This window comes from Chryseobacterium herbae, from assembly GCF_025154075.1.
Classification (GTDB): domain Bacteria; phylum Bacteroidota; class Bacteroidia; order Flavobacteriales; family Weeksellaceae; genus Chryseobacterium; species Chryseobacterium herbae.
Genome location: NZ_JAOAMU010000004.1, coordinates 1 through 13865, shown reverse-complemented (window position 1 = coordinate 13865; position 13865 = coordinate 1). Strand labels below are relative to the sequence as shown.

Annotated in this window: 6 protein-coding genes; all 6 read left to right on the top strand. The window is 36.4% G+C overall.

From position 1 onward, the window contains the following. Nucleotides 1–120: 120 nt before the first annotated feature. Nucleotides 121–705 carry a Holliday junction branch migration protein RuvA gene (ruvA, locus tag N0B48_RS13140; protein ID WP_034725702.1) on the top strand — a complete coding sequence of 195 codons (585 nt, stop codon included), beginning with the start codon at nt 121–123 and terminating at the stop codon, nt 703–705. 57 nt (nt 706–762) lie between these two features. Next, nucleotides 763–7761 carry a T9SS outer membrane translocon Sov/SprA gene (gene sov, locus N0B48_RS13135; RefSeq protein WP_259839641.1) on the top strand — a complete coding sequence of 2333 codons (6999 nt, stop codon included), beginning with the start codon at nt 763–765 and terminating at the stop codon, nt 7759–7761. A 131-nt stretch (nt 7762–7892) separates the two neighbouring features. Beyond that, nucleotides 7893–8786, top strand: coding sequence for a hypothetical protein (locus N0B48_RS13130; RefSeq protein ID WP_259839243.1), 894 nt, complete (start codon nt 7893–7895; stop codon nt 8784–8786). Next, nucleotides 8783–12568 carry a T9SS type A sorting domain-containing protein gene (locus N0B48_RS13125; protein ID WP_259839242.1) on the top strand — a complete coding sequence of 1262 codons (3786 nt, stop codon included), beginning with the start codon at nt 8783–8785 and terminating at the stop codon, nt 12566–12568. The genes N0B48_RS13130 and N0B48_RS13125 overlap by 4 nt, the downstream gene beginning before the upstream one ends. Before the next feature lie 130 nt (nt 12569–12698). Further along, nucleotides 12699–13076, top strand: coding sequence for a glycine cleavage system protein GcvH (gcvH, locus tag N0B48_RS13120; RefSeq protein WP_202092545.1), 378 nt, complete (start codon nt 12699–12701; stop codon nt 13074–13076). Between the two features lie 25 nt (nt 13077–13101). After that, entirely contained in the window at nt 13102–13428 is a 327-nt protein-coding gene (locus tag N0B48_RS13115; RefSeq protein ID WP_259839639.1) for a VanZ family protein, read from the top strand. Nucleotides 13429–13865 lie beyond the last annotated feature (437 nt).

Here is a 13865-nt window from a genome sequence, read left to right as displayed (position 1 = left end):
TTTGTTTTTATATTAAATCATTGAATTTACATTCAAAATTTAAGTTAAAAATCATTCCTACATGAAATGAAAATATTAATTAGTTTAAATTGCTATATTTGGGAGTTTTAAAAATTAATAATGATATTTTCCTTACAAGGCAGCGTTCAAGAACTTACGCCCACTTACGCAGTGATCAACGTACAAGGAGTTGGTTACTATGTAGGTATCAGTTTGATGACCTCCCAGGCACTGGCCCTGAATAAGCCGGCATTCTTATTTATTCAGCAGATCATACGGGAAGATGCACATCTTCTCTTTGGTTTTAACACTCGTTCAGAAAAAGAAATGTTCAATCTGTTAATAAGCGTTAACGGAGTAGGAGCTGTTTCTGCCCTTATACTTCTTTCCACCTTAAGCCTTGAAGAGATCGCTACGGCTATCCTTTCCAAGAACAGCGCCCTCATTCAAAAAGCCAAAGGAATAGGGGCTAAAACCGCAGAGAGAATCATAGTGGATTTAAAGGATAAAGTCCAGAAATTCGGCATTGAGGCAGAAAATATTTCTGCTTTTGTGGATAATAAAGTCAAGGAAGAATCGTTATCTGCATTAGAAGTTTTAGGGATCCCGAAACGGATGAGCGAGAAGATAGCAGACAGAATGATGAAGCAGAATCCGGAGATCTCGGTAGAAGAATTGGTAAAACAAATTTTAAAAAACATTTAACATTTGGTGGCGAATATTAAGCATCTCAAAATATTTTTGTTCCTGTCGTTCCTGTGCATGTCGGTAAGTGCCTTTGCGCAACAGGTACGTGATACTGCGATCATAAAGAAAGAATATCAACTGGCTGACCCCACACGGTATGAAGCCTTTTACGACATAAAAACCGGAATGTACTACGTATATCCTAAGATTGGAAATACCTATACCGGTCCTCCCACAGCGATGTCTCCGGAAGAGTATAAAGAATTTATGCTCGCTACCCAGACAAAAGCTTACTATAAGGAGAAATCCGACAAATACAGCCTCCTTTTCAGAAGAGACAGAACGGATGCCCGAAAACAAGGGCTTATTCCATCCTTAACCATCAACAACAGACTGTTTGAAACCATTTTCGGAAGTAATAAAATTGAGATCATTCCATCAGGATATGCCTCTTTAGACTTTGCCGGACTTTACCAGAAAATAGACAACCCGCTGATCCTGCCACAAAACAGGACCAGTTTTACGTTTGATATCGACCAGAGAATACAGCTGGGACTTTTAGGAAAAGTAGGGGAGAACCTTCAGTTGAAAGCCAATTATGATACCCAGAGCGGTTTTGCATTTGAAAACAGAATGAACCTCGTATGGCAGGCAAAAGGAAGCTGGAAAGATCTTCAGACCAAAGGTCTTGGCGATGTAGACAAACCAAGTGCCGGAGGAGAAGATAAAATCATAAAAAGAGTAGAATTCGGTAACGTGAATATGCCGCTTTCTACCAGTCTTATCCGTGGTTCACAGTCCCTGTTCGGGGTGAAATCGGAATTCCAGCTTGGAAAGACCTTCGGAACAGTAGTTCTTTCCCAACAACAAGGTGAGGCCAGAAATATAGTAGTACAGGGCGGTGGTGTGATGAACAACTTTAAAGTCAACGCCATCGACTATGAAGATAACCAACACTTTTTCCTGGGGCATTACTTCCTGGACCGCTATGATCAGGCATTGACCAATTACCCGCAGATTAATTCCACGGTAAACGTGACCAGATTGGAGGTTTGGGTATTGGACCAGGGGAACAGTAACCTGGCTTACCAGAAAAGTATCATTGGAATCAGGGATCTGGGAGAAGGAGCCGGTGGATTGCCGGATAATTCGCAGAATGGATTATACCAGTCCATTAATGCTGCTATAGGGCCGAGAGAAGCCGGTAAAAACTATGCGACCACATTCCAGGGACAGAGTTTCCCGGGAAGTATACAGCCATATGATAACGGTGAGCAGTTTATTTTTAATACAAAAGCAAGAAGGCTGAATGCCAATGAGTATACATTACAGCCTCAGTTAGGATATGTTTCATTAAACCAGAAGCTGAACGAAAATCAGCTTTTAGCCGTTTCTTACTCTTTTACAGACGGAACCAATAAAGTATATAAAGTAGGGGAATTCTCCGAGGAGAGCCCTGTATTGGTAACCAAGGTTCTTAGAGTAAACAACAAAGTGAATACGGAATCTCCGATGTGGGACCTGATGATGAAAAACATCTATTCTCTGGATGCAGGACAGGTAGCTCAGGACGGGTTTATCCTGAATGTTTTCTACAGAGATCAGAAGACCGGAGGTAAAGTAAACTATCTTCCGGGTACGCCTGTTCAGGATAAGAATTTACTGAAATTATTCAACTGGGACCGTCTTAATATGAACGGTGATATCCAGGCCAGCAGCGGTATATTGGGAGACGGGATTTTTGACTTTGTCAATGGGATCACGATACGCCCGGAAACAGGTAGAATTATCTTCACCAAAGTACAACCTTTCGGTAGCTTTATGGAGAGCCAGGTCGGGAACGATCCGCAATTTGTCTTCAGAGATCTTTACAGACAACAGAAGCAGGTAGCGACTTCCAGTAATCTTGCACAGCGTTACACTATAGAAGGACGTTACAAAGGAACACAGGGGCAGGGAATTTCTCTTGGAGCGGTAAACGTTCCGCAGGGATCTGTAAAAGTGTCTGCAAACGGAGTTCAGCTGACGGAAGGAGTAGATTATACCGTAGACTATATGCTTGGAACGGTAACGGTGATCAATGAAAACGTTAAACAGTCCGGACAAGCAATCAATATCTCACTGGAAAATCAGCTTACGTTTAATACCCAAAGAAAAAGATTCTTAGGATTAAACCTTGAAAGAAGATTCAATGAGAACTTTATCATAGGTGGAACGGTTGTTAACTATTCAGAATCTCCGCTTACCCAGAAAGTAAACTACGGACAGGAGGCAGTTAATAATACCATGGCAGGGGTGAATATGATGTACAATAATCAGATGCCTTTCCTGACCAGACTTACAGATAAAATTCCGTTTGTAAATACTGAGGCTCCATCCAACCTTAACTTTAAAATGGAAGCCGCTTATTTGCTTCCGGGATTGAATAAAGGTACCAATGACCAGTCTTACGTAGATGACTTTGAACAGACAACTTCTAAAATATCACTAAAAGAACCGGCTGCATGGAGTCTTGCATCAAGACCGGAGAAAAATACATCAGCACCATTCAACGGAGCACCGGGGAATGATGCTTTGACGAGCGGCTATGGAAGAGGACTTCTTTCATGGTATAATATTGACCCTAGATTCTGGGGAGTAGGAGGTAGAGCTCCTGCAGGAATTACGGCACAGTCCGTTTCCAATCACGCATCCAGAAGAGTTCAGTATTCCGAGATTTACAATAACAGAGATTTTGTTGCGGGCGAGCAAACCTTCACCAATACTTTAGATATTTCTTATTACCCTAATGAAAAAGGTCCTTATAACGTCAATCCGGGCACTGAAACAGGCGCTTCAAGATGGGCGGGGATTATGAGACCAATCAGTGTTTCCAACTTCGTGAATTCAAACATTGAATATGTAGAATTCTGGATGATGGATCCTTATGCCGATGGAAATAATTTAGGGAACAGAGCAAGACTTTTACTTCAATTAGGTAACGTTTCAGAGGATATCCTTAAAGATGGTAAAATGCAGTATGAAAACGGTCTTCCTACTCCGGGAGCACCTTCTACTACAACTACTTCCAACTGGGGAGTACAGCCAAAACAACCCCCTATCCTTTATGCATTCTCCAGCGAAGGAGACGACAGAAGATCTCAGGATTTAGGATACGACGGTTTAAGCTCCGATCAGGAAGCCATGAGATTCGGAAATACATTCGTAAACCCGGTGACTAATCTGGCTGACCCTGCGGTAGATGATTTCGTGTTTTTTATGTCTAGTAAATTTACAGGCGGACAGGCGGCATCTCTTGTTCAGCGATACAAATACTTCAGAAACCCGGAAGGAAATTCTCAAGCCAACTCTCTGGAAGTGGCTTCACAGACTCCGGATGCGGAAGATATCAATAAAGATTACAACCTTGACCAGACTGAAAGCTACAATGAATATATTGTAAAACTGGACAAGCCAAGTCTTGCATTGGGAAGTAACAATATCGTAGATGTAAAAACGGTAAAAGCCAGTTTCCAGAATGGGCAGACTTCAGATGTAAAATGGTACTTATTCAGAATTCCGGTTTCAAAATATGCAGAGCCTGAAGCGGAAGGAGAAAGAAATGCTTCCGTATTGAACAACGTAAGGTTTGCAAGATTAATGCTTGCAGGATTTGAGCAAACGTCTACTTTAAGATTCGGGACAATGGATCTTGTAAGATCTGACTGGAGAAGATATCCAAACCAGATTGCCAGTCAAACTGTAACCTCTGCTAATGAAGGGGTAGCATCTACAGATCTGAATTTGAACAATAACTTTGAGGTAGGTAGTGTAAATATTGAAGAAAACGCATTGAATCAGCCTCCTTATGTACTGCCTCCAGGTATTGATAGACAGGTGTTGAGTGGAAACGCTGGTGCGCAAAGGCAGAATGAGGCATCTCTTTATATGAGAGTGAAGGATCTTAAGGCTGAAGCAAGAGGGGTTTTCAAAAATACGTCACTGGATATGAGAAGATATAAAAAACTAAAACTTTTTGTACATGCTCAGGACCCATCTAATCGATATGAAAATATTGACCCGCAGGCTAAGTTCTTTATTCGTTTCGGTAGTGATGCTACTGACAATTACTATGAATATGAATCTTCAATGATGCTTACAAAAAGCACAGCAATTACACCATTGGAAATATGGCCTATTGAAAACAATGTAGATTTTGAAATTCAAAATTTTGTTGATGCAAAAATAAGAAGAGATAAAAACTCTCCGAATGACATTATCAATAGAATTGAAGATCCTGCATTTAGTGCGGCTAACGAGCTTAAAAAGATTTATATAAAAGGACGTCCAAGCTTGGGGAATATCACTACGATCATGATAGGACTAAGAAACAATGATCGTTTAGCTGCGGGAATTGAAAGAATTCTTTGGGTAAACGAAATCCGTCTTTCTGAAATTGAAAACGATGGCGGATATGCAGGGAATGCAAGCTTGAACTTTAACCTGGGAGATTTTGCTACTGTGAATACCAGTGCTTCTTATACCTCTGTAGGTTTCGGTAATATAGATTCAAAACCGGCGGAAAGAAATCAGTCTACACAATCAGCATTCAGCATCAATACCGCAGTGAACGTAGATAAATTCCTTCCTGAAAAAAGCGGAATGAAAATTCCATTAAACTATTCTTACGCGCAAACAATTGAGGATCCGAAATACAATCCTCTTGATACCGATGTGGAATTTAATAAGGCGGCGAATAAGGAGCAATTGAAAAAAGTAGCAAGAACATATACACAGCAAAGAAGTATCGGTGTTGTGAATATGCACAAGGAAAGAGTAAATCCGAATAAAAAACCTAAATTCTATGATATTGAAAACGTTTCCGTAACTGCGGTTTATAACGATGACTATTTCAGAGATATTTATACCTCTAAAAACTACAGACAGTATCTTAGAGGGTATGTGGATTACAACTATACTTTCAAACCGTGGGTGATTAAGCCTTTCAACAAAATGATCAGTGATACGGCGAAGTCTACAAAATACCTGAGATGGGTCAAAGAATTCAATTTCAATCCGATTCCTACAAGATTATCTTTCAGAACGGAAATAGACAGAAATTACAACGAACTTGAATTTAGAAATGTAGAATCGATCTTAAGTGGAAATATGGGTGACAGCTTCGCGGCGATCAAGAACAGAAATTTCTTCTTCGGATGGCAGTATGGTTTAGGATTTAATTTCACAAAATCATTAAAACTGGAGATCAATTCTGCGACAAGAACATTGAACGATAATATAGATGTGAATGGAATGAATGGTAAATCCATCTTTGGAAATATCTTCAGAGCGGGTAGGCCGGTATTGTATAATCACAGAGCACAGCTGAGCTACAAACTGCCGTTCCAGTACCTTCCTTATCTGGACTTTATTGATGCAGAAGTAAGCTACGGACTTACCTATAACTGGAATTCCAGATCTACAGCATTACTGTCAAGCCCTGAAGGAAGCCTAGGTTCAGTAGGGCAGAATACAAACATGATCCAGGCTACGGCTACAGCAGATATTCCTAAGTTCTTTGGACAATTTAAATATTTTAAGAATATTTCCGCAAAACTGCAAAAACGTAAGCAGGAAATCGATTCCCTGAATAACGCATACACCCAACAGTGGGAAAAGAAAAGGTATAGATTTAAAAGCTATAAATTTAAAAATAAACTGACGATACTTCAGAGCGCAGCTTTCGTACTGACATCATTCAAGCAGTTGGATTTTAGCTATACTGAAAATAACGGAACAGTGCTTCCCGGCTTACTTTCTGCACCGAATATGTATGGTTACGGCCAGACATTGGGAGGTCCTACTATCGGATTCCTTTTCGGATCGCAGGCGGATATCAGAAGAACCGTGCTGGAAAACGGATGGGTCAGTGATTCACCATATATGACAGATCCTTACATCAAAATGTCAACTAAAGAACTGAGGATGAATTTACAGATTGTTCCGATGAATGATTTGAGGATTGATTTAAGTGTACTTCATAATTATAATAGAAATTTTTCACACTCTAGATTTAATTATGTAGATTATGTTGACGGCAAAAGAATTCCTAATCCTAATTTTACTTTTGCTAATGATCAAGTTACTTATTCTAATTCATTGATACTCCTTAAATCATCATTTAAAGAAACCCAAGCTGTTTATCACGCGATAAGAGAGAATGCTAAAATTCTTTCACAGCAGCTGGGAATAGGAGAGTTATTAGATAGTGAAGGTTTTGCTAATCATTATAGTATTGCCAATGCATACGTTTTGATTCCAGCATTTAGGGCGGCAGTAGAAGGGAAGTCTGTTAAGCAGATGGGGAATGCCAAGAAAGCCGGAATTCCGATTCCCAACTGGAGAGTTACCTACTCAGGTTTAAGAAATGTTCCGATTATTAACGGTCAGTTCTCTAAATTTGATATACTGCATGGATATACCGCGACCTATACGGCGACAGGAATCCAGTCCAGTATTGATTATTTTAACAGGCTCTCAGGAGGGAATGCTTTTGATGTTAATAATGATTACATCAATCCATTTACCTTCTCTCAAGTGGGATATGTAGAATCTTTTTCACCACTTATCGGAATCGATGTGACCATGAGAAACAATATGCAGTTCGGACTTCAGTACAACAGAAACAGAATGATGACTCTGGGATTGGTAAACCAGACACTTACCGAAGACTCCAATACAGAGTATGTAATAAGATTGGGATATATTGTGAAGAACTTCAGATTAGGAATGGCTAATACAAGAGGTTCCAAAGGAAAAGGAAGCGATCTTAATATCAGAGGAGATATCTCATTAAGAGACAGCAAAACCTCTATCATGAATATCCTGTTGGATGATTCACAGATCACAGGAGGTCAGAAACTGATGAATATCAAGATTTCTGCAGACTACAATGTTTCCGAGAATCTGAACTTAAGAGTCTTCTACGAACAGATGACTTCCAAGTATAAAATATCGACGGCATTCCCGTTGTCTACCATCAGAGCAGGCCTGTCTGCGACGTTCACATTTGGTGACTCAGGCGGTGGTTTCTAAGAGAAAAATTAATACATAAATAATAAAACTAAAATTACTTTCTTTTAAAGAAAGTAATTTTAGTTTTAATTCACGTATGAAAGAGTATTTCGATTCTATGTAGTACCTTTGCAGCAATTAATTTTTACACTATGAAAAGAATATTATTGAGTTTCGGATTGTTTGCATTTGGGATGATGTCTTCCCAAGATATCCCTTTTGACAAACTTTATGGAAATTCTGATCCTATTCATTATTATCTAGGGCATTATCCTGTAGCAAACGCTGATGGCTTAGATATTAATTGGTATGGAGGAATAAAATTACAGAGTTCTGCAGGAGTAGGGATACAGCTATTAAGAGACGGAAATGTTGGAATTGGAACTTCTACTCCAATCCAAAAATTAGATGTTTGGGGTAATATCTTGGCTGGCAACACAAATTCTACCGAAGGCATTAATGCATTAGCTATTAGATATGAAGACGGATCAATTAATAATTGGGGAGCCTTAAGAAGCTCGTCATCAACATACATGAGCTTTGGAGTTAAGGCTAATGGTTCAGGTTTTGGATGGTTATCCAGTAATGGAACGCTTGATTGGACAAAAACTGCGATTACTTTAGATAATGAAGGAATCAGTTTCTTAATGAAAAGTCAACAGCAAATCGCATTAAACTCACCTGTAATCATGACTGAAGTCATGAAGATTTCTCCCAACGGAAATGCTTTGTTACAAGGTAAATTTGAAGCAAGAGAAATAAAAGTTACTCTTACTCCTACAGCTGACTTTGTCTTTAACGAAAATTATAATCTTCCAAAGCTGGAAGAGGTGGAAAAGCATATAAAAGAGAAAAAACACCTTCCTGAGATAGCATCAGCAGCGCAGATGGAAAAGGAAGGGGTGAACATTGGAGAGTTTCAGATTAAGCTTCTTCAGAAGATTGAAGAACTTACTCTGTACAGTATTGAGCAGAATAAGCAGCTTAAAAGTCAGACAAAAGAAATTGAAATGTTGAAAAAGTTAATGTTAAATAAACAAAAATGATTAGAAAATCTGCATATTTATTCTGCATACTTTTTCATGTATTGATTTTTGCACAAGAAAGTGTAGATAAAAGACCGCTTTTTTATGATTTAATGAAATCAGGAATTAGTAGCCCAGTAATTAATATAGACAATTCTTATATAAGTCCACCAACGTTATTCACTAGGTTAGCCACAATTAATAAAGGTCTAGACAATCAAACAGAGCTTAAAAATGTTGAAGAATACAGAAAAAAATATCCAAAAACAAATTATCTTAACTTTTACGGCAAAAAAATTGAAGTTAAGAAAGATTTTAAAGTAGAATCAACAAAATTTAGATTAGGTGATAAATTCATATGTATCCTTAAGGTTAAATCTGAAAATGCTTATTCACTCCAAGCTTTTTTCTCTAGATTTAATTTACCGGAAAGTTCAAACTTTTTTTTATATAATAGTGAAGGAATGATTCTTGGATCCTTTAGTAACAAGAATGTTTTTCCATTAAAGGAATCTGAAAATGTTTTTGTAACACAGCCTATAAAAGGAAACGAAATTTTTCTTGAGCTTGATTTAGAAAATGAGGACGATCTTAGAAATGTAGATATTGAGTTAAATACAATCATGCATGGTTTTACTAATTTGTACGCAAGTGATGGCCCTTTTTCAGAGTCTAATGCTAGTACATATACATCTTGTAACAAAAATGTTTCTTGTGTTGACACGAATGTTTTAGAAGGGAACAGCTATAATAGTTTGATTAATAAGGGAAATATTAAATCTGTAGGTTTAATTGTAAACACTAATGTACTCTATGGTTTTACTTGTTCAGGTGCCCTCATGAACAATGCGAAACAAGACGGTAGTCCTTATTTTTTGACAGCTGAGCACTGTGTAAAAGGAACACCCCAGCAACCGATTTTTTTGAATGAATCTGTTGTTATTTTTAATCATGAAACAAAATTATGTAATGATAATGGAAGTACGGTTAATGGTAGTCTTTCTTCTCCATCAACTAATTCTGTAACAGGAATGCAGGTGCTTACCTTTATGGGCATAACTAAATATCCTGATGGTACCTACAGTGGACTTTCACAAGATTTTGCGTTGGTTAAACTTAATACCACGGCTGAAGTCTTACGTAAATATAAAGTATGTTATTCCGGTTGGTCAACATTGCAGTTTCCAAACAATATAGCATCTTCGTTTACGGTTCATCACCCTGCTGGAGTTGTAAAAAAATTGTCAATAACAAATCAAAGCTATATTACACCAACTAATTTTTCAGCAATTTATAGTGATTTTAGTAATTTAGAAAATCCGAATGTATATTTTTCAAAAAGTTTTAGTACAAATCTGTCTCAAGGATATTTCTTAGGTGTAGAATTTGCCAATGGATTCCCATATCATGGATCATCAGGTGCACCATTATTTACTAGAGAAGGTTTTATCATAGGAACTTTATCATCAGGGCCTGTATTCGAAATTTCTAATGATACTCCCGTTAAACCGATTAATTTCTTGAATACTGAATTTAAAGCCTGTGGTAGCGTAATTACTAATAAAGCAAAATATAATGTATTGTTTTCCAGATTTTGGAGGGATTATAGATTTATGCAGCCTTGGCTCAACCCCGATAGCGAAAATATACAGTCTATAGGGAACTATTGTCCTGCAGGAGTTGGACTATGGGGAAGTATAAATATTGAAAATCCACAACAAGGTTGTAATCCAATTTTTATTAAGAATGTTTATGCCACACCGGATTATTTGCAGGAAACAGTTAAAGATGTAAATCAGTATAGAGTAAAACCTTTTTCCACATATGGTAAAAAGATTTATGTGAAAAGCGATTTTATTCCTACTTTGAGCGGTATGGGGATTAATGAGCCTAAAATTAGTAATAAGCTCTTGTGTCTAGGAATAGATAAAACATGCCAAGGTTATTATTATCTAAACCATTCTTATAGGGTCACTAATAATGCTGTAAAAAAAATTAAAGCTAAAGATCTTTTTATGACTAATTTACTTAATGTTAATGGAGAGTTTCCACCTGTTGAAAGTAATTTAATAAATGCCGATGAAGATCGTGTCGCTGTAATATTTAGACAAAGAAAAATATTAAGTTCAACACACTATAATAAATTAGAAGTTGGATTATATAAATACAATGAAACTGATAATGAGTATAATGATGAATCTGTAATTGACGTGTTTCAAAATGCATTAGAACTTCAACAAGTATTTCCGAATTACGAACTGGATTTAATTAAGTATCATTTTGAAGGAAATACTATTCTAATTTTGATACCATATGCGTTTAATACTAAAATAGGTTTAATTAAAATTTACAGACAAAATGATACATCGCCATGGGAAAAGAAAGTCTTTCCTCTGATTTATCAAGGTGGTTTCAATGAATATTTTACTATTGAATCTAAAGTTTTTTTCAAAAAAGATTTATTGATCATACAATCGCTAAGTATGGGATCTGTTGCGTTTAATGTTAAGTCTACAACAGCAGACCCACCAACACTTTTATTTGTTAGAAAAACACCTGCAGATATTTTAGGTGTAGTAAATATTAATTACCAAGAAAATAATAATTATGAGCTTTTTAGTATGAAGATCGCTAATCAAATAAATATTTGGCGATTTAATATATCTACTCTGAATCTGGAAAATTATTCTAATATTTATTTGGACAATAATTATTCAGGATTTAAAAATATTTATGTAAACCGAAATATGATGATAGTAGCAGAGAATCGAGCTCTAATTGGAGGTACTCCGGTAGTTGATGTAAGAAATAAGAGAACTTTTTATTATAAGGAAGGGAATCAATGGGTGCTTGGAGGAAGTACTTATACTAGTACTCCAAAAATTTCGAATACACTAATTAGAAATGAATTAATTGCAATAAATGATTCATATTTTTTGGATGATATAGAGTGGAAGTACTTACAGGCAAGTTCGACAGGATTTAAAACACAACTTTATCCTGCTTATAATATCATAAATGCAGAACATTTACGAAAGATATTTGGAGAAAGCTTGTCTGGAGCTTATATGGTTTTAGATAATTTAGATAGAGAGGAGTGGTTTAAAGGTCAGGATGGTGTTATTAAAAAATATGATAATATAAGTCAGTCTCTAAATTCCTTGAAAATAATTACTACTGAAACTCATGATGGAGTAGGGGCTCCCATTGCAAATGGAGTAATAAGGCTTAATTATAATAACCCCAAATCATATATTTTAAGTCATCTTACAACTCCTCTAACAGCAAATAAAAGTGTAAAATTGAATGCAGAACATTCAGTAGTCATAAAACCAGGCTTCGAAGTGTCATCTGCTTCTGGCAATGAATTACATATTAAAGTTACTTCGCAGGAGGTTTATCCAGAATCATTAACATATGACGATATGTTACATCCTGTTTTATCTGATTATCATAATAAAGCTGATAAAAAGATGGCTTTGACAAAGTTGAAAGTTGAAGGGAAAGAAGCAAGTATTTATGGTGATATAGTTTTAGGGGAAGATGAAATTAAAAATAATGAAATTAAACAATTAAAAATCTATCCAAATCCTACCAAAGATATTCTCAATATTGATTTCAATGGTAAAAGCTTCAAAACACTGGAAGTATATTCAATTGACGCAAAAAAAATTATTACCCTTGATATATCTTCAAAGACAGCAATAGAGATTAATTTGTCACAGTATCCATCGGGGATTTATATGGTTAATTTAATTGATTCAAATGGAAAAACTTATCCTAGTAAAATCATAAAAAAGTAATAATTGAAATATAGGGAATCGCTGCTCAGGCAGCGATTTTTTATTTTGAACCCAAAATTTGATCAAGATAGTCATTACTTCTTTGAACCTTTTATTATTTTGAATACATTTGTACAAAATAAAAATTAAAATGAATACACCATCAGAATTAAAGTACACGAAAGATCACGAATGGATCAAGATTGAAGGTAACGTAGCTACAATAGGTATTACAGACTTCGCACAAGGAGAACTTGGCGATATCGTATACGTAGATGTAGATACGGTAGATGACGATCTTGAAGGTGGAGCTGTTTTCGGAAGTGTAGAAGCGGTGAAAACGGTTTCAGATTTATTCTTACCTATTGCAGGAAAAGTTATTGAATTTAATTCAGAATTGGAAGATCAGCCTGAGCTGTTAAATACAGACCCTTATGGAAACGGTTGGATCATTAAATTAGAACTTGCTGATGGTGCAGATCATTCAGAACTGCTTACTGCAGAAGAATATCAGGCAATCATTGGATAAGATTTCAAAAATATTCAGTAAGATTTTGCCCATTTATTGGGCATTTCTTACTTATATGCTCCTGAAGCCGGGGGAAGAGAACCAGGAATACTGGTTTATGTTCAGCGGTATCGACAAAGTTTTGCATGTGAGCATATTTGCAATGCTGGGATTCTCCTTCGTTGCAGCTTTTCCTAAAATTAAATTTTCATATTTTTTTCAGATTATCCTTATATACGCCTTCCTTACTGAGATCCTCCAGGAGGAGATGGGCTTAGGCAGATCCATGGAATCTTTAGATATCGTAGCAGATACGGTAGGGTGCTTAATAGGATACTATATATATAAGGTATTAATCAAACGCTTTTTCTAAGCCAGACACTATTATTTATATGGTATCATAAGTTCATAGGTGATTTTTACTTATCTGCAGAAAACATATTCAATAGGAGTGGGCTTTAGCCCGCTTACAACAGGAGCAGAATAGAAAGGCTTTAGCCAAAACCTAGGCTGTAGGCCTTTTCTTTCATCTTTTTTAGTACCCTTTTAACTCCCATTTGTTACAACTCCTCATTGTTGATAACTATGATTTTTGTGTAATAATCTATAAATTAAAAGTTTATAGATATAGTTATCCCCAATATGAATGGATTATAAACTTTATGTTAAATAAACTTGCTTTGCGTTTGAATAAGTTGTTATCTTTGCCCCACTGAAAAACGAGAGTAGTTCAGTAGCACAGAAGAGCTTTTAGATAAGCATAATAATTTAAACGAGCTTAAGGGATGTAGACGAGAAAGCTTCTTAAAA